At 63.2% G+C, this 22,127-nt stretch carries 14 protein-coding genes; 5 read left to right on the forward strand and 9 right to left on the reverse strand.

Annotation, left to right across the window (positions count from 1 at the left end; all coding sequences use genetic code 11):
- The first annotated feature begins 388 nt into the window (after positions 1–388).
- On the forward strand, positions 389–1,717 hold the full coding sequence (locus tag VD997_16185) for a DUF262 domain-containing protein (protein HYE63530.1): 1,329 nt from the start codon (positions 389–391) through the stop codon (positions 1,715–1,717).
- Positions 1,718–1,722: 5 nt separating this feature from the next.
- Here VD997_16185 and VD997_16190 read toward each other — a convergent pair whose 3' ends face one another.
- Positions 1,723–2,346: a tyrosine-type recombinase/integrase gene (locus tag VD997_16190; protein ID HYE63531.1), complete on the reverse strand. Its 624-nt coding sequence runs from the start codon at positions 2,344–2,346 to the stop codon at positions 1,723–1,725.
- A gap of 108 nt (positions 2,347–2,454) precedes the next feature.
- Here VD997_16190 and VD997_16195 point away from each other — a divergent pair, with 108 nt between their 5' ends.
- On the forward strand, positions 2,455–3,537 hold the full coding sequence (locus tag VD997_16195; protein HYE63532.1) for a hypothetical protein: 1,083 nt from the start codon (positions 2,455–2,457) through the stop codon (positions 3,535–3,537).
- Positions 3,538–3,574: 37 nt separating this feature from the next.
- Here the strand turns inward: VD997_16195 and VD997_16200 are convergent, their stop codons facing one another.
- From VD997_16200 to VD997_16210, 3 genes are read right to left on the reverse strand one after another with little or no spacing between them, the layout of a single operon-like run.
- Entirely contained in the window at positions 3,575–4,762 is a 1,188-nt protein-coding gene (locus VD997_16200; GenBank protein HYE63533.1) for a patatin-like phospholipase family protein, read from the reverse strand.
- A gap of 5 nt (positions 4,763–4,767) precedes the next feature.
- The gene (locus VD997_16205) at positions 4,768–5,784 is read right to left on the reverse strand and encodes an MBL fold metallo-hydrolase (protein HYE63534.1); all 1,017 of its coding nucleotides are present in this window, start codon (positions 5,782–5,784) and stop codon (positions 4,768–4,770) included.
- A 12-nt stretch (positions 5,785–5,796) separates the two neighbouring features.
- Positions 5,797–6,792 carry a fibronectin type III domain-containing protein gene (locus VD997_16210; protein HYE63535.1) on the reverse strand — a complete coding sequence of 332 codons (996 nt, stop codon included), beginning with the start codon at positions 6,790–6,792 and terminating at the stop codon, positions 5,797–5,799.
- A 334-nt stretch (positions 6,793–7,126) separates the two neighbouring features.
- Between VD997_16210 and VD997_16215 the strand changes: the two genes are divergently transcribed.
- From VD997_16215 to VD997_16225, 3 genes are all read left to right on the forward strand, one after another.
- Positions 7,127–7,540: a hypothetical protein gene (locus VD997_16215; GenBank protein ID HYE63536.1), complete on the forward strand. Its 414-nt coding sequence runs from the start codon at positions 7,127–7,129 to the stop codon at positions 7,538–7,540.
- Between the two features lie 134 nt (positions 7,541–7,674).
- Positions 7,675–12,561 carry a DUF4011 domain-containing protein gene (locus tag VD997_16220; GenBank protein ID HYE63537.1) on the forward strand — a complete coding sequence of 1,629 codons (4,887 nt, stop codon included), beginning with the start codon at positions 7,675–7,677 and terminating at the stop codon, positions 12,559–12,561.
- Positions 12,562–12,650: 89 nt separating this feature from the next.
- Positions 12,651–13,433, forward strand: coding sequence for a hypothetical protein (locus VD997_16225; protein HYE63538.1), 783 nt, complete (start codon positions 12,651–12,653; stop codon positions 13,431–13,433).
- 244 nt (positions 13,434–13,677) lie between these two features.
- On the opposite strand, the gene VD997_16230 is transcribed toward VD997_16225, so the two are convergent.
- The 5 genes from VD997_16230 to VD997_16250 all read right to left on the reverse strand — a co-directional run bounded on the left by VD997_16230 (position 13,678) and on the right by VD997_16250 (position 21,447).
- Positions 13,678–14,877: a hypothetical protein gene (locus VD997_16230; GenBank protein ID HYE63539.1), complete on the reverse strand. Its 1,200-nt coding sequence runs from the start codon at positions 14,875–14,877 to the stop codon at positions 13,678–13,680.
- A complete protein-coding gene (locus VD997_16235; protein HYE63540.1) occupies positions 14,874–16,268 on the reverse strand; it encodes a tryptophan 2,3-dioxygenase family protein in 1,395 nt (464 codons plus the stop codon). Before VD997_16235 ends, VD997_16230 begins: the two co-directional genes overlap by 4 nt.
- Entirely contained in the window at positions 16,265–17,245 is a 981-nt protein-coding gene (gene trpS, locus VD997_16240; protein ID HYE63541.1) for a tryptophan--tRNA ligase, read from the reverse strand. The genes VD997_16235 and trpS overlap by 4 nt, the downstream gene beginning before the upstream one ends.
- Positions 17,246–17,758: 513 nt before the next feature.
- Complete coding sequence (locus VD997_16245) at positions 17,759–19,891, reverse strand: P-loop NTPase fold protein (GenBank protein HYE63542.1); 2,133 nt, start codon at positions 19,889–19,891, stop codon at positions 17,759–17,761.
- Positions 19,892–20,025: 134 nt separating this feature from the next.
- Positions 20,026–21,447, reverse strand: coding sequence for a trypsin-like peptidase domain-containing protein (locus tag VD997_16250; GenBank protein HYE63543.1), 1,422 nt, complete (start codon positions 21,445–21,447; stop codon positions 20,026–20,028).
- Positions 21,448–22,127: the final 680 nt, after the last annotated feature.

Raw genomic sequence — 22,127 nt, forward strand, 5'->3', positions numbered from 1 at the left:
GGACTGGTGATCACGCCCAGAGACGGTCGCGAGCAGTACCACATGCTCTTTCCGCTCGACCTTCATTTATCGGCTCATGGGAACCCGGACACTTTTCTGGAGCATGGGGAAGCTCCCGCACGGCTCCCATGGGTACTCGCCTATACCGCGATGATGGTGTCCCGGGCGTGCCACATTCAGTGTAGGTGGCCGCAAGACCCGCTCTTCTGGGCGTACACGTGGATCACAAGGGGTCAGCGTGACGCCCGCGAGCTATCAGCAAATCGGACGGGTTCGTACGGCGATCTCGGGTTGTCGCCTCTATGAAAGCCCTAAGGCCCTATGCAAGGGAGAGCTGTGATGTGGTAGCTTCTATCGCCGCTAGGCCAAGCGGCGTTGATAGGAGGGAATGGATGTGACTGAGGCAAGGATTGATCCCACTTTCGGTGAGAAGACTGTGTTGCAGTTCGCTCACTTGCTCGAATCTGGTCGGCTGCACCTCAACCCAAGCTTCCAGCGGCAGAGTGTCTGGACCGAGGGCGACCGCAAGAAGCTCATCTTATCGCTGCTCCGTGGATTTCCGATCCCGTCTGTGTTTCTCTATTCTCGCGAGAATGAGCGGGGCGAGATCGTGTACGACGTGCTTGACGGTAAACAGCGGCTTGAGTCAATCTTCCGCTTCATTGGAGCTAAGGGGTTTGGACGGCAGGCATTCGCCGTGAAGTGGTCAGATGATGGCTCGGAGCGAAGAGACTGGAATTGGGCGGAGTTAAGGCGAGCCAGGCTCGTTTCGCGCATCGAGAACTACACGATCCCAGTGGTCGAGGTGACTGGCAGCTTGTCTGACATCATTGAGCTCTTCGTATGCATCAACTCCACAGGAAAGGCGCTGACAGGTGCGGAAAAGAGGCATGCCCGCTTTTACCGTAGTGGTCTCCTGAGAGAGGCCAGCGTTCTCGCCAGGCGTATGTCAAGCTACTTCGAGCGAAACCGCATCTTCTCCGGTGGACAGGTGTCCCGGATGAAGGACGTGGAGTTGGTTTCCGAGATCATGGCGTCGATCATGAACGATGGCGTCGCGAACAAGAAGGCCGCGATCGACCGAGCGATCGGTGTTGCCGACCAAGATGGGCGGGTGGTCCGGCGAGTCGCTGCGGAGGCGGCCAAGTCGATCAACTTAGTGCGTCGGATGTTCCCGGAACTCCGCGAAACGCGGTTCCGCAACAGCAGTGAGTTCTACTCCTTGTGCATCGCGGTCTGGTCCATGTGGCGCGACAACCTTGCGCTCACTGACAAGGCGCGCAATCGGAAGGCGATGTGGCTCCTCAAAGAGCTATCGAATGGCGTTGACAAGGTGCGAGAGAACCAGCGCCACCTGAAAGGCATTCAGCCGGAGGACCAGCTCTTCGGACAGTACTTGAGCAGCATCCAGCGTGCTGTTGACAATAAGGTGGAACGACAGACCCGTCACACGATCCTCGTCGGCATGTTCCGCAGCCTCTATGAGCGGAAAGACAGCAAACGTCTGTTCACGTCCGAGCAGCGCCGGTTGATTTGGCACAGCGACGGAGACAGACAGTGTAAGTCCTGTAGGACGAGGCTGGATTGGACGAACTTTGAGGTCGACCACAAACTTGCCCACAGCATTGGCGGTCGCACAGCACTCGACAATGCAGAAGTACTCTGCCGGTCGTGCAATGCGTCAAAAGGAAACCGACGGCGATCGCGGAAGCGGTAGATCGTTCAGTTCGACCAGGTACGGGCCGCCACCACTCGTACAACTGCCAGCGGCGCGATGTGGTCGAGGTACGTTGCCGTGGTTGTGATGCTCCGGTGCCCAAGCTGCTTCGAGATGATCCCAATGTCCACGCCCTCCGCCCGGAGCTGGGCCGCGTGGGTATGGCGGAGCCCGTGCGCGTGCACCCGCTTGTGGACGCCTGCCCTCGCGGCGAGCTGCGGAAGCATCCGCCGGACGTAGTTGGTGGACAACGCCCGCCCCCCTCGAACGCAGAACAGCGGGTGAGCCGGGCCGAACCCCTCCTCTGCGCGAGCCTTCAGCCACTCGCTCAGGACTGCGAGCCCGCCGGGATCGATCCCCACGGTGCGGGCGAGGTCGCACTTCCCGTGCAGTACGCGGATCGTCCCCGCTTGCAGGTCCACGTCCTTGGGGTAGAGCGCCACCCCCTCGGCTACCCGAAGCCCGGCGCGGTAGAGGACCGCAATCAGGGCGCGGTTCCGCAGGCCGGGAGCGGTGGGCGGGCAGGCGGCGAGGAGGCGGAGCACCTCCTCGTTGGTGAGCACCTCGGGGGGTAGCCGACGCTTGGGCTTTGGGCGGTGGGCAGGCCGGCCCTCGTTCGTGTAGGACATAGGCACCTCCGGGGAAGCGCGCCTGTGCTACCTCAGAACCGCGTCATGGTGCAAGTCGGTTTGAACGGGAACCGTTTGCGGATAAGCTCCGCGGCTGGAGGAGAGAACATGACCAGATCCGCTACCGCCCCAGTCGCGCGCGCCATCTTCGCGGCGACGATCGCGATCTCGGCCGCATCAGCGCATGCTCAGCAGTTCAAGACCGTGAACCTTGGCCCCGTCGTCTCCATTGTGGATTCGGGCAAGGACGTCAACAACTCCGGCGTGGTCGCCTACACGTCCGGTACCTGGATCAACCTTTGGCAGTCCGGGAGCTCTACTCAGCTGTCCAGCTACGCCAACAACGGCCCGCTGGCGATCAACCAGGCGGGGCACCTGGCGTTCTCAATGGAGGGCGTACCGCACCTCTACCGGAACGGGGTCGCCACCCAGCTGCCGGGGCTCGAGGGTCCCAGCGGCACCGCCTATGACCTCAACGACTCCGATGTGGTCGTGGGCTACAGCAGGCGGCCCTCGCTGGGGCGGTACCACGCTTGCCGGTGGGACAACGGGGTGATCACCGAGCTTCCGACGCACCGCGCGGGCGGCACGTACGCGCAGGGGGACGATACTCGTGCGTACGCCGTCAACAACGGCGGCGTGATCGTGGGGAACATCGAAGGGCCGGGAGTGCCGGAGACCGCGATGAAGTGGGTGAACGGAGTCGGCACCCTCCTCCCGATGCCGGCTGGCAGGGTGAGCAGCAGAGCGACCGCGCTGAATGACGTTGGCACCGCCGTTGGCTTCTCGGCGGGCAGCTCGGGCGACCTGAAGGCCACAATGTGGAGCGCTAACAGCGCGGTCGTGCTCGGCGCGCTCGGCAGCCATACCTACTCAAGCGCGACGGCCATCAACGACCAGGGGGTCGTGGTCGGCTTCTCCGCGCGGTTCATAGGCGACTCCGCTCAGCAGCGCGCGTTCATCTGGGTGAACGGGCAGATGATGGACCTGAACAGCTACGCGCCCTCCCCGGGCTGGACCTTTGTGGAGGCCACCGCGATCAGCGACACCGGGGCGATCACGGGGTGGGGCAGGCTGAACGGCGTAAACAGGTCGTTCGCGCTGATTCCGGTCCCCGCTCCCTCGGCGGTTGCGGTGGTGCTCACGGGCTCCCTCGCTGCCTGGTGCCGGAGGCGGCGGCAGAGGCAGTGACAGGCACGCTCCCGATGGAAAGCGCGTCTTAAGCCGCTCAGATCCCGCTGACGGGGTACGGCAGCCGCTTCGGGGCCGCAAGCCCGCGCTTCCAGTGCCGCCGGATGGCAGCGTCGCAGATGGCGTACCCCCAGTTGATCAGCCGTTCCTGAAGCCCGTCTTCCATGGCGTCCAGTCGCGTGGGGGTGGCCGCGAGCTCTTGGGTGCGTGCAAAGGGCGCTGGTATCGCGTCGGGTAGGCCGTAGTCCGCGATGTTGCTGCGGACGCTCCAGAATGCGCCCTCTCGGCGGTGGACTGGGTCAGTAGTGGTGAGCGCGTCCAGGAGCTGCCGCTTGCGCAGGTTGCGCACCTGGTTGTCCACCATGTCGAGGATGCGCTTGCTGTGGCCGGCCCAGTTTTCGGCGGGGTCAGGGTCCGGCTGCATCTGCCCGCCCGCATCGCTCACCAGCAGCGTGCGGTAGCGCTTGAACGCGGTCTCGAGCCCGAGATTGTCGTACACGCCGCCGTCGGTGAGCACCAGGCGCGTGGTGTAGGGCGACCGGCAAAGGTCGTCGCCGGTGCCGGGAGCGATCTCACCTGGCTTCAGCTTGAGCGTGATCGGAGAGAGCACCGGCGGGAACGCGGACGATGCGCCCACAGCAACCGCGAGCGAGATGGCGGGATTCGGATACTTGCCCACGCGCCAGTCCCACAGGTACGGCTTCGAGAAGCGGCACAGCGCTCCCGACTGGACGTTAGTGGCATTGAAGACGAACCGGGGGCTGTCGGGTAGGTTTTGCAAGGTGGCGGTGCCAAATAGCACGTTGCGGTACTCCCGGGCCACCAGGTCACCAACGGTGACTCCAGGGAGCAGTGCGCCGAGAAGGATGGCTTCGATATCGATGTTGGTGGAGGCCATCCTCCTGACCGGCGTCACGACGTGCTCGCCGAAGGCCGCCTCGCTGAAGCCCCCGCCGGCGAGCTTCGGCCAGTGCAGCCCGAGCACAGCGCCTGTAATTGAGCCGCCTGAAACGCACGAGAACCGCTGCACGTCCTTGAGGATGCCCGCGTCGTTCAGCCTCCAGAGCATGCCGACGTGGAACACCATGGCGCGGTAGCCGCCGCCCGACATACAAACAGCGACGCCGTCCTCCGGCCCGCCGGACTCTTCGGGGTCCCTACCTGGAGGCGTCCATGTTGGGACCGCGCCGTTCTGAGGCATCCGTGGTTCGTCGGTAGGGGGCATCGCTGCTACTCCTGTTGGTTCGTGTACTGAACAGTCATCTCGCCGTTGTTCGCAATGGTGATCTCAACGTCGTCGTCGCCGATGGGGTCCGACGCCCCGGGGATGCGGCCAACGTCCCACTCCTTGGGGCCGTCGTCATCGCCCAGGTCCGTGCGGAAGATCCGCCGCACGTCCACGCCCGCGTTGAGGTAGCGCTGTACGGTCGTGGCCCGTGGGTGCTGGAACTGGGTTTTGTGGCCCGCGCAGAACACGACAAACGAGGGGCTGACAGCGCGGATAAAGGCGGTGGAGCTGCCGTTGTCGGCCCCATGGTGGGGCGCGATCATCGCGTCTGACTGGAGCTTCACGACGGGCGACATCTCCACCATGAACTTCTCGGCCGCGATCAGCGTGTCCGTGGGGTCGTCGTTGTGCCTCCCCACGCTGTCCCCACAGAAAAGGACCGATCGGCCGCGGTACTCCATCCGCACCACGATGCTGCCGGCGTTCTTCGCTTCGGCGTCGCCCCGGATGTCCCAGTCGGCGGGCGGTCGGTCGAAGCCGCACACGACCGTGACGAACACATCGCCGTACTTGAACGTCGACCCGGGCGGCAGCATCACGCTGGCCAGGTTGATATCGTGGCACCCCTCCTCCCGCTCCTCGGCGATGGCCGCGTCGGCGGCCAGCCATGTAGCCGAATGGCCCGTGCCGCCCCGGATGACGCGCCGAACAGCGTACTGCTCGCAAATAGCCGGCACCGCTCCCAGGTGATCAGCGTCGGAGTGGCTGAGCACGAGAAGGGCGATCTCGCTCCCGTCGGGGATGATCTCGTTGATCGCCCTCATGGCGCTCCTGCCCTTGTCCTGGAAGTTCCCGGCGTCGTACACGATGAACTGCCCGTCAGGCAGGGACACGACGCAGCACTCGCCCGCGCCCACATCGACTACGCGAACGGTCAGCTGCGGGTCCGCAGGCGCTGGCGCTGACGGCAGGAAGAACACCGACCAGAGCACCGACAGAAGCAAGGCGGCGGCATGCATGCGTAAGCCTCCTTAGACAGTCGGCGTCGCCTTGACGGCAACCGCTGGGGTGGGGTCACTCTCCCCCGCGTCGTTGAACGCGACCACTCGCACGGAATGATCGATGTCGGCGCGGATACCGATGAGCACGGCGGAGTTCTCGCCCGCCTCTCGCTTGTCCACGCTGCGCCAAACGCCCGAGTCCGATGGCCGGAGCTCGATCTTGAAGCCGCGCACCGTGGGCCCCGTGGTTGGGCGCTCCCAACGAACGAGGATGGTCCCGTCAGCCTCGCGCCCCGCTTTTAGGTTCGTAGGGGAGTCGGGCATGAGCGCGTCGAAGGCGTTGTTGACATCCGCTCCTTCCAGCGGAAGCAGCGCTCCGACCGCAAGGAACACTCGGCGCGCGAGGCCGAACACAAGGCGTTCGCCGGCTGTGACCGACATTCCTAGGAAGAGAGCGAGGATGGGGAGCCACTCGTCAGACCCTTCCGGCGCGAAACGCCGGATCGCGACGAAGAACACGATGGTGAAGAGAACGGCCTCACCAAGCCTGTACCAGAGTCCAGACCAGAAGATCGACCAGTCGAAGTCCTCCATCCCCTTGCGGCGCTTCTCGTGGAGCGAGTTCGTGACGTAAAAGAGCGCTCCCAGAAGTGCCATCAGAAGCGAGCTGAATAGGAGCACCATGGTGTCCACACCAGCTGGACCGGTGGTGGGGGGCAGTGAGGACAGGTTCCTGGCGAAGCCGAAGATGCGGCCAAGGACTCCCGAATATGCGAAGCCGGCCAGCGCGGTGACGGTGATGATGGTGGCCGCGAGGAGCCCCGAGCCGAGGCCGACCAGGCAGCGCTTGTAGTTCTCCCGTGAGATCTCCTCGTTTGTGCCGCGAGGCTCAGGGAGCAATCGGATTGCGCGGCCGAGGAAGTACCCGGAGAAGGCCGTGAGCAGGAGTGCAGCGATGATGGGAACGTGGAAGTAAGGGTCCCAGACCCAGAGCTGGCTCGGAGTCTTGCCATCGAACTTCCGCATGTTGAAGGCGAGTATCCCGACTAACGCGACTGCGCCGACTTGCGACAGTCCTGCGGTAAGTGCAAGCCGGATGCTCGATGGCGGGTCCGTGCTTCGGCTTTGTGCAGTCCTTGAGTGCGAAACGGATGTGCTCAGCTGAGTCATGTGTGCCCCCATGAGGGAGCTTGCTGGCCCCCTCCGAACCATGCAACCACAACCTGATCTGGTCTGCAAGTACCAGTGGTGGGGATCCTGCGACCTAAGCTCGTCGCAACACTCAGAACTGAGCCGCCCGGCATTCGATTGGCACGAATCTGGGTGGCCGGGTAAGCTGAGCCATTCAGAAGGAGGTCGTGTGGCCCGCCGTCCCAATCTCGCAAACGTCACCGCTCAGGAACTTGAGGCTGAGCTCAGACGCCGCCTTCGCGCTGCTGGCCCACTACAACGCAAGCGCGACCGACTGCTCGCGAAGCTCGCGCAAATCGAGAAGCAGATTCAGGCGCTCGGCGGCGACTTTGATCAGCCCCGACGTGGCAACCGGGGTGCGATCCCTGGACGCCGCCGCGCCCGAAACGAGAAACCCCTCCCCGGGGCACTCCACGAGGTGCTCAAGGGCAGGACCATGGGCATCGCGGAGATCGCGGAAGCGGTGCAGCGGGCCGGGTTCAAGACCCACAGCAAGAACTTCCGCGTGATGGTCAACATCGCCCTGACCAAGCACCCCAAGCTGTTCAAGAGAGTGGCGCGAGGCCAATACACGTCACGCTGATATCTGCGGATGCAGAAGAGCGGTGCCGCAGCTTACCGCGGCCTCGTTGCGCTTCTCGGATATCGGACTTCTGGGGTCTCTGCCCGCGTGCGCCATTCGCCCAGCCTGAGAGCAGACTTTGATATCCTTGGGCAATGTCTCGAATCGACGTGCGCAAGGAGCTCGACCGGTTCCGTAAGGAACTGCTCGATCTCTCGCTTAGAAACATCCTGCTGAAGTACCGCCCGAGCCGGACACGGTCCGCTCGCATCATCGACGAAGTACCCGACGTCGTCTTCGACCGCCTGGTCGTCCGCGGAAGGCCGATGATCTTGAGAGCGGCCGGCGATGGGGACGAGACCCTCGGCATCACGAAGGCCGAACTGCCTCGTGCGCCGCGGGCAGGCAGCCAGCGCCTGTCCTCCCATTATGACGACAAGCTTCAACTCGACTTGGACGATGACAGTTTGGACCGGCGTGCGAAGGCAATGCTCTCGCTTGCCACGACTGAAGTCCAAGAAACGGGCGGGTCCTCGTTTTATCTGGCACTTGGGTTCCTGGAGTGGTATGCCAGCCGCGACAGCTCTGAGGCGCTGCGCGCGCCTTTACTGCTCGTCCCCTGCGAGCTTGAAAAGACGTTTGATGGCCGCCGGGGTCGGTACAGCTACTCGATCCGTTACACCGGTGGCGAGGTGCTGCACAACGTGTCACTCGCCATGAAGCTCCGCCAGGAGTTCAACTTGGAGCTTCCCGAGTACGACGCCGAGTGGAGCCCCGAGGTCTACTTTGCCGAGGTACAGCGCGCAGTCCGATCAGAGCCCCGGTGGCAAGTCCGCCGAGAGGCGGTACTTGGCTTCTTCGCCTTTGCCAAGCTGCTGATGTACAGAGACCTGGACCCCGAGAACTGGGAGCAGATCGAGAAGAAGCCGCTCGTGCGCGCGCTATTCGAGGGCACCGAGAAGGACGCCTCGTCCGCGACCTACGCGCCTGACTACCACATCGACGCCAACTCAGGCCATCGTGACCTCCTATTGGCAGTGGACGCCGACAGTTCGCAGCACTCGGCCATTATCGATGTCGTCGAAGGCAAGAGCCTGGTCATCGAAGGACCCCCGGGCACCGGTAAATCGCAGACGATCACCAACATCATCGCTGCGACGATCGCGGCGGGTAAGACCGTTCTGTTCGTGGCCGAGAAAATGGCCGCGTTAGAAGTGGTCCAGAAGAACCTGCAGCGGGTGGGGCTCGGTGCGTTCTGCTTAGAGATGCACAGCCACAAGAGCAAACCGGCGCAGGTATACCAGTCTCTACGGGACAGGATGGACGCCAGCTTCTCGCAGCCAAACGCACTGACCGCTCAACTTGCGCAGGTGCAGTCTGACCGCGAGGCGATCGACGGGTATCTAGAGGCCACCAGTTCAAGGGTCGGCCCGCGCAATGAGCCGCTGTTCCAGGTCTTTTGGCATATCGCCGCGCTGCGAGCATCTGGCGCGGAGCTTGTCCGCGCCTCCGTTGACACCGGACTTACGGATCGGCAGCTTCAGGACCGCTTGGGGTTCTTCGACGAACTCAGCGCACACCTGTCAGAGTCGAAGGAGGTTGGCGCGCAGGTCTGGAAGGGCTTCAACGCCCTGCGCTACTACTCATCAGATAAGCCCAGGGTTGCTCAGGCCCTTCAGGAGCTCGCGAAAGCGGCGGAGTCATTTGAGCAGGCAGGTGCATCGAATGGGAACTCGGCCCCTGGTTGGCCGACCCTAGCTGCCACGGCGAATTGGGGCGATCTTGCAGAACGTTTGAACCCCGCTGCCTCGACTTCGCAGCTGGTGTGCTCCGCACTCGCGGGGAACACGGCCGCTCGAGATATCGCGACTCTATGCCACGACATCGAGGCTGCCGCTGCAGCCAAGGCTGGGACTCCTGAGCTCTGGAGCCTGGCCCGTCGATCCGAGGTGACGGCCGCGGCCAGGGAGTACATGGCTTTGTTGGAGCTGTCGGAGTCTGCTCGCCTCTACAGAGCTAGCGGGCTTGACGATGTTCGGCGCGCCGTCGCCGAGCTTGACGGGCTCCTCAGCGCAATCGACCGGCTTCACTCACCCTTTGACTCGCTCGAAAAGGTGCAGGTGGGACGCCCCCGCAACGTTCAGGAGTTCGAGCGGTGCGTTCGCGCGTACCACTGCCTCTACGATCCAGTGATCCAGAACCGGGCCGTGGTGCGTCCCGAGCTGTTCTTCCCCGGCGCGGCTGGCGTGCTGAATCAGGCACTGGAGCAGAACGCCTCACTGGCTAAGCTGGCGGTTGAGCTTGAGCGGCACCTCCTGCTGCGTGACGTTCCGGCCAACGCCGACCTTGCCGCGCTCCGGCGGGACCTTCGCGCGGGCGGGAACGGCGTCCTGCGCTGGCTCAAGGGCAGCTACCGCGCGGCATACGCCAAATCGCGCGCGTTCCGGCGAAGTGGCACGAAGCTGACCCCCGATGGGCTGATCGCGGTACTGGAGGCGCTCGAAGACTTCCTGCAGGCAAAGTCGGCCTTTGCAGCTAACGAGAGCTTTCGGAGGGCACTTGGCCCGGGGTTCCGAGGGACCGAAACGGATTGGGACACCCTGAAGAGAGAGCTTGAATGGGGGCTACGCGCGCAGGGGTGCGGACTCTCTTACCCCACGTCAGTCCAGCTCCTCAAGAATCTCGACTCAACGCCGCACGCTCCCCGGCCCGAGGAGCTGGAATACCTGCTTGGCCTAACCAGGCGCAGCCTTGCGGCGTCCTTGGTACAGCCCGCCCCTGATTCTGAATCGCGCTTCCTCACCACTCCCTTCGCAGACCTCTCCCAGAAGGCATCCAAGCATCGATCTGACCTGCAGCGGCTGCTGCAACTCTCGGAAATCGACCCGGCAGTCCACTTCCGCAGTGTCGAAGAAGCGAACCAGGGCTTCACACGCATTCTCCAGCTGCAAGGCCTCCAGCGCACACTTTCCAGCAGCTCCATGGGGCGAACTCTTTTCGGTCCCAGCTACGACTGCGAGAACACCGACACTGGGCCTGCCCGGCAGACGCTCTCTTGGTTCGACGCTCTCACGAACCTTCCCCTCCCCGAACCGGTTCGCCGCTGGATGTTGGCCCAAGACACAGTGAACCGTTGCGCGGCTGTTCGGGTGGCGGTGATCCAGGCCGAGCAGGCGGCGGGTACGTGGCGCGCAGCCCTTTCGGAGCTTTCGTCTTTCGGGAAGGTTACTGACGCTTTCGCGGGTGGCCCGGGGTGGTCGGCCGTGAGGGTGAGACTTCAGGAACTCCAAACGTGCCTCACCCAGCTTCTCTCGTGGGCGAACCTCTGCAGGGCCCTCGCGCACGCGGAGGAGCTGGGCCTCAGTGCGTTTCTCTCAGGTGTCATTGCGGGGAAGGTCGAGCCGCATGTAGCTCGCAGGAACTTCGAGCTCACCTTCTTTGAAACGCTAGCGAAAGAGTCGCTGGAGGCGCATCCGGCGCTGCGGCGCTTCACCCGGCAGCGGATCGAGCAGGTCCGGGGCAAGTTCCAATCGGGCGATAAGGCGGTCCTGGAGCTCTCCCGCAGACGCATTGCTTGCCAGGCGGCTGAGAGAGTGCCGCCGGTCGGGAATGCACGCGGTCGGGTCGGCGAGCTTACCGAGCTCTCCCTGATCCGCAATGAGGTGCAGAAGCAGAGGGCGCACTGCAAGCTGCGCCAGCTCATGGTGCGTGCGGGCCGGGCCGTGCAGGCGCTAAAGCCGTGCTTCATGATGAGCCCGCTTTCAGTCGCCCAGCAGCTGCCCCCGGGCGAGATCGAGTTTGATTTGGTGATCATGGACGAGGCGTCGCAGATTCGACCCGCGGACGCGCTCGGTGCCATTGCCCGTGGGCGGCAAGTCGTCATCGTTGGTGACCCGAAGCAGCTGCCCCCCACCTCGTTCTTCGATAAGGCTACCGCGGGCTCGGATGACCCGGATGACGCGCTAATAGCTGATGACGCTGAATCTGTCCTTGAAGTGGCACTTAAGGCGTACCCGCTCGCCCGGCGACTGAGGTGGCACTACCGCAGCCAGCACGAGTCGCTGATCGCCTTCTCGAATGAGCGCTTCTACGACAAGGACCTCGTCGTCTTCCCGTCGCCCACGGTCGACGCTGGCCGGCTGGGCGTTCGCCACCACTTCATTTCCGGGGCAACCTGCGCCGGCGGCAAGAACGTACTGGAAGCCGAAGCGGTCGCCAAGGCAATCATCGCGCACGCCCAGTCGTCGTCGCACGAATCCCTCGGGGTCGGTGCCTTCAATGCCGAGCAGCGGGACCTCATCCAAGAGTGCCTAGACCGCGCTTGCATTTCGAGCCCCACCGTTCGCGTTGCGGTCGAGAAGCTGCAGGCGCGGGACGAGGGGCTGTTCATCAAGAACTTGGAAAACCTCCAAGGCGACGAGCGCGACGTGATCTTCGTGTCGTACACGTATGGCCCCGACTCCGCCAGCGGCGTGGTGCGCAACAACTTCGGCCCGATCAACGGCGATCAGGGGTGGAGGCGTCTCAACGTTCTGATCACGCGCGCGCGCCGTAGGTTGGAGGTGTTCTCGTCTCTGCACCCGGAGCAGATCAACGCGGAGCCGGGGAAGAGCAGGGGCGTGCACGCGATGCGCGACTTCCTGGAGTTCTCCCGCTCCGGCAAGATCGTCGATCGGGGAATCCGAACGACGCGCGGGCCGGACTCACCCTTCGAGGAGGCCGTAGGCCGTGTGCTAAACACACTTGGCGTGTCATTTGTCCCGCAGGTCGGTGTTGCCGGCTACTTCGTAGACATTGGAGTGCTCGCCCCCGGGAGCCAGCACGACTTTGTGCTCGGGATCGAGTGCGACGGTGCAACGTACCACTCGGCCCGGTCCGCGCGAGACCGCGACCGCCTGCGCGAGGAGGTGATCATCCGCCGCGGCTGGAAGGTGCACCGGATCTGGTCGACGGACTGGTTCCTGAACCAATCGACGGAGGAGCTGCGGCTGCAGGAAGCGGTCCGCAAGGCGTTGCGGGAGTGGAAGACCGCGGCGAGCTAGGCGGGGCCAACGGTTCACATCCACCTTCCGCACAGGTTGTGTGAATTGCGGTGCTTCCCCCCATTGTGCTGGACGCTCGCGGCCCTTGCGTGCCCTCGTACACTGAACCCCTGCTGTCGCTGGCGCGTACCGCCCTCGTGACCTTCCGCTACCCCGACAAGCCGACCCGAACTACTCCCGGGGTGCTGCGCACCCTGCGCGAGGGCCATTGGCTGGCCCAGCTGAAGCACGACGGCTGGCGGGCAGTCATCACTTGGGACGGCTCCAAGGCAAGCCTCGTCACCCGCAACAACCAGCCCATCGCCCCCGGTGCTGCCCTCGCGGCCGAGCTCGCCCGCTGCCTCCGCCGCCTCCCGGCGGGGACGGTGCTGGACGGCGAGTGGCTGGGGATGCGGCGGTTCGAGGTCGAGGACCCCGAGGACTGGTCCTGGCGGCGCTGCCGCGCGGGCGAGCGCGAGGAGCTGGTGCTGTTCGACCTGCTCTACGTTGCGGGCCGGTGGGTAGGCGACGTGCCCGCCCTGGAGCGCTTCCGCGCCCTGCAGCAGGTATGGCGTGGCGCTAGTCGCTCGCGGCGGCCGGGGCATGTGCGCCTCGTAACCTGCCGCCTCGGCGGCTACGCGGACCTGTTCACGGCGTCGGCGGCGGCACCGCTGTGCGAGGGGATCGTCCTCAAGCACCGCTCCAGCACCCTGCTCGGCTCCACCTCCGAGTGCCAGGACAACCCGCGCTGGCTCAAGGTCAAGCACGGACTGCCGCTGGTTGGCCTTCCCGGAGCAGCGACGGGCCGAGCCCGCCCGGCTGCCCGGACCGCGTCCGCCCCGACACCACAGGCACGCTCCGCGGCCAAAGCGCGTCTTAACGCCGCGCGGTAGGCTCCCTCCCATGCACTGCCGCCAGCCGCAGGTGAGTAACCTCCGCGGGGCACCACCAGCTCTCTATAGGGGTGGTTGGGGTTAAAAATCCGGGAGTGCGGCAGGTGTGGCGCATTGACGCCAGCAGCCCCACTGGCGAACGATGGACTGCGGAGCATGGGAACTACAGCGCGTGCGTGCTACGGCTGAACTCGTGGGTTTCGAGTTCCCGGGCTAAACGTGAAACGCCCCCATTCCGAGTGCACTAGCTGGGTATGGTCCGGGGGGCCATCACCTCCAGGGGAAGGACCTTCACGGGCTCGAGCCGGCAAAACTGACCGAATCGCCATCGCTTGAGCGACTTAGATGATTCGATCCATTCCTCTAAACGCTCCATCATGCCGGCACCACGAGAAAGCTCAAGCCCGCCAGAAACAACGAGCCCGAGCGCGGGTTGGAGAACGTGGAGGGCAAGTCCAAGAAGTCCCATGGTTGCGTCCAAACGGTGAAGTACAGACTTGGGAACCGGTGGGAACCCGCACTCGATCGCGAGATCAATCGCTCTACTCTGCGCCACCCCGGGGTCAGTATGAGTCGGCAGGGCGGCCCGCGAGTGACTGAACCTGGCGCGTGCGGATTCGATGTTTGCAACCCAGCAGGCCACGCGCTTGTGCCGATCGTGCTGCTGAATCGCACTCCCAATAAGGATCTTGATGAACGCATGCTGAAGGTGATTGAAAGTCACCTGCGCGCTCCCCATCATGACGCCGTCAACTTCGGGTGTGTTTGTCTGCCTGGAGATCCGTACTCCTCGTAGCGGGTGCGCCACCAAATGCAGCCCGGCCCTGCCCGCAACTACCTCCTGGAACTTGCCCCGCGCGATCATCCCGAATGCCAGGGCCCTTCGGAGGACCGCACCAGAGGTGGAATCCCGAAGCAGCCGGCCGCACTCTGTCGCGTCACGAGTCTCTTCGTGAAGGTGCGTGAGTGTGGCCGAATCCAACCCCAAAACACTGCTCATCTCCGGGATATAGGTCCGGTCGAAGTACCCATCCCGAGGAAGATACCTGCGGATCATCGGATCTTGGAGAGTGCGCGCTGTCCACAATGCGAACGAATCACTCGAATCAAGGCGGCCAAGATACGCCGAGAGAAGGGGGCCTGAGCTGCGGAGCCATTCGCGCGAATACTCGTCAGCCCGTTGTACGGTTTCAGGCTCGGGTTGAGGTGATTGGCCAATAAGGTTGCTGCTAGCCTTGATCGCATCCGAAAGCAGCCTCGACCGGGACGGAGACGCAGAGAGGTACATGCGGTGGTGCAGAAGAACGAAGGTGGCCACAACCAGCGCCTGCGAATCCCATGTGGTCCAATTAGAGGTGCCCAGCTCAAGCGAGTGCACGGCGTGAGACACCGTCGCCGTATCAATGAAGCCTTCAGTCGCATTGATCTGCCGACGCTCGTTCACAGTTCGCCCGTTCGATGCACAAAGCTTCGGGCCTGCCAAAGGCAAGGGAAGCCGTGTGTGTACTGGGGACCGCGCGTTGCAGCGGTCGTGGTCCGAAGGTAATCAATGCCTCCTCCGCCGGTCCCCCTTCGCATTCCGATCATCGCTTCCACGAATCGGATATGCACATCGCGCCAACGGAGAATGGCAGCGTCGAGGTCGAGGCACGTGCGGAGGAACACTGTCAGAGGCGTCACCCGGTCGTCCATTTCGAGGAGGGCAGCGACGATTGTTTCGCGGTGACCAAGTGCACGGCTCAGATTGCGCAGCGTCTCTGTGAGACGATCACGTCCGGCTGCATCGAGAGTCGGTGGAACCAGGCCGCGGTAGGCGTCCTTGATCGCTCCGCGCACGGTAACGGCCATGAACCGATCCACAGCCTGAGTGTCAACCTGCGGGAATACAGAGTTGCCAGCGTGGCTGCTGCTGTTCTCAAAAACTCCATTCAGGAGTCCATACACAATGTCTCGGAGGGACGGCGAAGCCCACCGAGCGGACACTCTCTCGCACCCCCACCTGCCGAGCGCAGTGTGGAAGCACTGCATCCGCAGTGCACTCGGCGTGGCTTGGGTCGGCCTCAGGGTAAAAGGCGGAAGAGCCTCGCCATCTGCGGAGACGGGCTCGCCACCTGGAGGTTGCATCTTGTCACGGTGCAGCTCGCGAAGGCCCAATACGAGCTCCAGCTCGCGGAACTGCACAGACCCAAAGCCGGAGGCGGGCTGAAGCCGGTCTCGAAAGGCGAGGAACTGTCGCGGCGTCATGGAGTACAGGACGTCGAAGAACGGAATGGTGGCCTGAAGCGCAAGCGTCGCTCGGCGAATGCGCGCGGCCCAGGAGGGGAGGTGAGAAGACGTGCTCAAGGCCGTGAACGCGCATTGCGGAAGGTTGGAGAGATCCCAAAGTCGGCCTGGGTTTCCCATCACTGACTCAAGATCATGGGCATTTGGGTCCGCATGGGCTGCCACACGCAGAACGCTTGCAACCTCCGGATAGGACTGACCGTCAAAAACCGGTGGTGCGTCCTCGTCATGCCTCTCGTCGAGGTCCACCCGGGGCAACTTGGACCCATGAAAGGACCAGAACTCCTGGGCTGCTGCTGACACGCTTCCAAGCTCGTGCAGGATCAGCGCAAACCAGACCTCGAATGCCTGGTGTGTGCGGATGAACAGGACCTCGTCGTGGCACCACTCACCTCCAGTGGGCCAAGTGTCGCCTGGTTTCCAGCCGTCCTGGTTTGGCCACTTCGAATCAGCTACACCTTCTGGAACGGGGGGAAGTCGCAGCGATTCGACGATGGCTTGATCGTTGATGTACGCGGAGTAGGTCAGAGCCGAGCGACGTGCGTCCTTCACGATGCTGCCCCTCCCCTCTCAAGGCCACAAGCGTCCCGTGCACGTGCGAGCACCGAGCGAGCGGTGGCACGGGCGCGTTCGGCACCCGCGAGCAGTACATCCTCTACATCCTCAGATCGAGTCTGCCAATGTGCAACGCGCTCGCGCAGCGGGCCCAGGACGGCGATCAGTCGATCGCCAAGCAGACTCTTTGCATCGCCGTACCCGAGTCCGCCCCGCCGATACTGTTCAGCGAGCGCGGATACCTGTTCTGGCGGGGATACTAGGCTGTAGAGCCTGAAGATGGTGCATTGCTCTGGCACCTTTGGTTCAGCCGGTGCTTTGGAATCGGTCTTGATTTTGGCCACTGACTTCCGGATTTGGTCCGGCGTGTCAAACAGGCCAATGGTGTTGCCATACGACTTGCTCATCTTGGCCCCATCAATGCCGGGCACATAAGGGCATTCGCCAAGCGAGTATTCGGGCACCGTGAACACGTCGCGGCCGTACGTGCGGTTGAACTTTTCCGCCATGTCGCGCGCCATCTCTACGTGTTGAACCTGATCCTTTCCAACTGGGACATGTGTGGCGTCTTGCGCCAAGATGTCCGCCGCCATGAGAACTGGGTAGGTGAACAGGCCAGCGTCCGCTGGAATCCCCTTTTCGACGCGATCCTTGTAGGAGGTGGCGTTGTGCAGCATCGCCATTGGCGTCACCGTGAGGAGGAGCCAGGTGAGCTCGCACACCTCTGGCACGTCACTCTGGCGATACAGCAGCGACCTCGCTGGATCGAGTCCGCACGCAAGGTATGTGACCGCTGTCTGGCGGACGTTGTCGAGGAGCTGTGCCCGGTTGCGGACAGTCGTTAGGGCGTGGTAATCAGCAATGAAATACCGTGCATCGCCCTTCTCCTGAAGCGCGACGTGGTCTCTGATCGCGCCCAGGTAGTTGCCGAGGTGGAGAACTCCTGAGGGCTGGATACCGGAAAGGTGACGCATAATGGTTCCTCCGCCGAGATTGCATCAACTTGAGTGTCCGGAATCAACCCTGACAATGACCGCACTGCTTCAAAGCGACTACTAAGGCGGTACTTGTGTGTGGAATTTTTCCTGTTCGATGATGAGCAAACTGCGGCGTGTGCTTCCATCTGGATGCCTCGGCAGGCCCATTGGACCCGCTCAAGGTCGCGGCGGGATCGATGCCCTTGCGGGGGAGCTGCGAACTGGAGCCCCTTCGCGGTCCATCGAATGTCTGCTTAAGTGCTAATCGAGGCAGCATCTCCGCGCGGAGGTGAGAGCCAGCGATCTGTCTGCCTCTGACTCCCTCACGGAGCGCGCGAACCGTCCGGCCGAGGGTGAACACACACCCAACCGAGCAAAGAGGTACGTCTACCCATCAAGCGTGGGTGACACGGACGCGTAGCCCTCCTACACCAACTGAATCTGTGGCCCCGTCATTCTTCAGCGCCCTCCATGCGCGACTTTGGTGCGGAACGGGCCTGTGCAGCGGTTTCACGCCTCGGTATCGCGCGAGCCATCGCCTTTCTTCAACAAGGGCCACGCGGCGACAAACTGCCGGATGACCGCGTCCTCGGGAGGTTCCCGCCGTACACCGTCCTCAGACCTGAGCGGGCCTGCATTGAAGGCCCATGTTTTCGCTACCTCATAGAGAAGGTCTAGCTCGACGATCAAAGAGAGGTCGCTAACTCCCCGTACATTGAGTGTTCCGGGAGCGGGAATGGGCTCCTCGTTTCGGGTTACGGGCTGCGAGGCAAGCTGGAGTAGGAGGGGCACTACCGCCCCGTTGTTGCGGATCTTGGGAGCGAGCACCTCACCAGCGGCCTCTCGCCCCGCGGCCCGCGCATACTGGTAAATCATCTCGAACCGCCATCGCCTCTCCAGGTCGAGCAGATCATCAGTCGAGCGGACCATCCGGTTGAAGCGGGTTGAAAACGCGCGCGACACAGTGGCAGCCGCATCCTGCACCTCTTTACTGCTCTTGTCCAGCGTGGGGGGCAGGACCCGCTCGAAGTACGCGCCTACAAACCAATCCGGCGCTTCGCTAATGATCTCCTCCGCAGCCGCAACCCACTCGCGCGGGCCTGCCAAATGTGTCAGTCGCGCTGCAAGTCGGCTGGTTCCGATTCCTGGTTCCAACGCCCGGTACAATGAGAACGGTTCCGGGAAAGCGGTACTTGAAACCGCAAGAGCGACTGCGAGGCGGCGGGCGGCTGTGGGCGTGACCTCTGTAGTGGCGAGCTCTAGCTTCTCCAAGAGTAGATGATGGTTGCCGCCCCTGAGCATGCTCATCAGCTGTGGCTGCAACCGAGCACTGCCCTCCCCGGCCAGCGACAGCAGCACCTGAATCGACTCATCCGACACGTCCTGTCGCCCAACCGCGTACGTGAAGTACCTGGCTGCATAGGCGGGCGAACAAGCTCGCTTCGCACGCATCCATGGACCACGTTGGTTCGTGGTAGTGAGAAGTTGCTGGTGAAGCGTGAAGAGTGGGAACAGGTCCGTCAGAAGGGACGTCACGCTGCCGAAGTCGCTGCCAGGAAGCACCTCCCGGAGAATGGGAACTACCGGGCGTTCCGAGTTCGGGGACCAGGAGCGGACCGCAGAGGCATCCACCGTCACGAACTCATCAAGGTGGCTGCGGACAACCTGATACGCGGCGGGGTATAGGACGCGCAATGCCTCGACCAGCAACACGTCCACCGTATTCGCCTCGCCTTTGAGCATCGGGAGGGCAAACCTGATGGCGTTGGTGTACTGAGTGACACTGCGCGGTGTTCGGAGACGACGCGAGATCGCACTGGTGAACGCGGAGCGCCACCGAGCGATGTCCTCCTCATCGACGGTGATCGAGTGTGACCTCAGGACCGCATCGATGTTCTCATGGCACACGTTGCTGAGCTCGGTCGGCAGGGCAGGCGGCACCGAGAGCGAGACTTGGACGATCTTTTCGAGGTAGCGGTGCCCACCCGGTGTGCCACCGGCCGTCATGTGGTTCCCGATCACTTCCGCGACCACATCACGGTCGAAGGCCAATACGTAGACCACCCCGGGTAGATCAGCACAGGCTTTCAGAGTGCGCAATAGCGACACGGTTTCGACTGCGTCCAGTCGGTCGATGTCGTCAATGAACACGACAACCTGCCGGTTCGCCCTTCGGAAATGCCTTTGAAGCCGCTCTCGCACCTCCTCAAGAGGAAGGTCACCCTTCGCTTTCAGTAACTGCCTAGCTTTATCGATGCGGTCGTCCAAGGGTGCCGCGAGTGAGGCTATCCGTGCGAGGTCGCCGGCCAACCTCTCAGCCTTCCTCTTGAGCTCCACGCGCATGGCCCGAGACAGAACTGCGAAGAGCCCTTGGATCATGCTGGCGGAATCGCCGTACAGCCATGGGTTGTAGCCGGTTACCGCGCAGTCTTGCCCACGAAGCTCTTCGGCGACGAAGTTGAGCACCGAGGTCTTGCCGTCCCCCCATGGGGCGTTGATACTCAGTGTGAAGCACTCCGACCTAGGGAGCGACAGGATCAGCCGAGCAACGCCTTGCGCGAACGGGAATCGGTTGTACCGGTCGCAGGCTCGCGTAGTCACAGGTCGGTCGGCATCGAATGAGTTGAACTCCGCGATGGACATTCCCGAAGACTATCAGAGACCTACGCCTCTACGGGTGCGGCGAGCGCCGGTCATGCGCGCTTTGGGTGCGGAACGGGGCTGTGGAACCCAATCGCTCCTGCGGCAGCGGTGGGCAGCTAGCCGGTGATCCGGGGCTACCGCCTTGAGGTCGGGGCGCGTGATGGCACCCCGATGACAAATCCGTTCTGAAGCACGGGCATGAACGTTCCGTCCGAGCCATCCAGCCGGCCAGCAAGGAGCCCACCGACCAGGACCGTGTCGCCCTCAGCGGCGTCTACCAGCTCAGGTTCGGAAACAAGCACGAGCATTGAACGATCGTGGAGAACGACGCCTTGAAACCGATCCGCGCCGCCGTTTTCGGATAGGTCTTTTGCGAGCCTTCCGACGCAGACGATGGCCTCTCCCGGCTTGCAGGTGGTTGCGGATAAGACGGTCACTGCCTTTCCGTTGAGGCGTTCCGAAAGCCCGGCGGAGCTGGACTGAATCGCCGCTCGCAGCTCCTTCTGGAGTAGCTCCCGTGCGGTCGCGGCTTTGGGGTCATCTTCCTTGAGTCGGGCGAATGATGTGGCAAGCCGGCGCATGTCGCCCCAGACCCTCTCAGCTGAGGCGACTCCGCAACCATTGCACGTACTGCATTGACGAGTGACGTTGGTGAAGGTCGGGTAGGTCATTCCTCCACCGCTCGTGCTGCCGGTCCGCTCCTTGGTCGTGACCTGACCACTCCCTGCGCATCCTTTGCACCTGTGCCCGGTACGAAACGCCGTGATGTGCTTGAGCAAGTCGGCTCCGGTGCCATCACGTGTCACGTCAAGGCGAGGGAATGCTGCCCTGGGAATCTGGCGCTCCTGCCCATAGAGCTTCTGCGCGGTCTTGAAGGAGAAGTCAGCTTGAAGGGGAGCCTTGACGAGCTCGTCAATGTGCTTCGCGCTGAGTGCAAAGTAGAGGTTCTGGCCGGTCAGCCAAACCCAAGTGTTGATTCCGACCACTCTTCCCTGCCCATCGAGGAGAGGGCCACCTGAGTTCCCAGAGTTGATGGTGCAGTCTGTCTGAATCCAGACGGACTTCGTGTCGTACTTCAGCGACCGCCTGAGACCCTCGGGGAGGTCCGTGTACGAGCGGACACCACTGACCACGCCCTTGGTCACCGAAAGGCCAAGCCCCTTAGGGAAGCCGATCGCCCAAACGTCGGTCCCCGCCGCAGTGTGGCCGGACCGTACTTCAAGCACGCTGACCTTGCCGGCGAGCTTCGGGTCGCGCATTGGCACGCGCACAAGCGCGAGGTCATACTTGGGATTCGCTGCCACAAGGTCGACGGGGACCGCCCCTTCGACGCCCTGAAACTCGGCATCTGCCGAGGAGGCACCCTGCACGACGTGGAAGTTGGTGACCGCGAGTCCCGTCTGGTCGATCAAGAAACCCGTGCCGCTCGCGAACACCCCCGCCTCTGCCTTGACCTTGAGCTGAAAGACCGCCTTGCTCGCCTTTGCCAGCATGTCTTGCGAAGACTGCACCGGCGGCTGGGCCTGCGCCAACGTGCAGGGGACGGCGATGAGCATGACACCGATGGAAACCAGAACGGATAACAGACGCATCGGAACCCCCCGGTCGAACGTGGTGGCAACGAAGGCGGCAGTTTATCGAGTAGGCGGGCGGGCTCCTAGCCCCTTGTCATGCGCGCCTTCAGTGCGGAGCGTGCCTGTGAAGTGGGGGAGCTCGCCGCCCATCCACGGCCTGCTCCGCGCTCGTTTCGTTGTGGCCGCCACGATCCCGCGCTGAAATCGTTCGCGGTGGTGAAAAGAAGAGCCCCGCCGGGCACCTGGGGGGTAGGCGCACGCAGCGGGGCTGTCCTGAAGAGGGGGCCTATTGGGTGGTGGCCCCACGATGTTGAGGCTCCAGCCTAACCCGGCAATCTCCCGGTCGCAAGACCGATCCGCGCCAGAATCTGGAGAGCCCTAACGCGCCCGCAGGCGTGGGAGGTCCGCGCCCTCGGAGGATTCCTCCGTTTCCTCAAAAAAGATTTTGCGCCCACTGTTCAGCACTGAAGCCTTCGTGCTTTGGCACTACTGGCACAGTGCGTTATGCCCCTGTTTTGCCGAGTTGAAAGCGCGTTTCCGCCCGGTAGGGTGTGGCCGCCGCAATAGGGCGGCGGAAAGCGAAAGGCTGAACAAATGGCAACGCTCAGGCTCAAGGTTGACGGGATCGAAGCGGCGGTTCTCTCCGAGGCCCTCTCCGGCAC

The sequence above is a fragment of the Phycisphaerales bacterium genome (assembly GCA_035627955.1).
Classification (GTDB): Bacteria; Planctomycetota; Phycisphaerae; order Phycisphaerales; family UBA1924; genus JAEYTB01.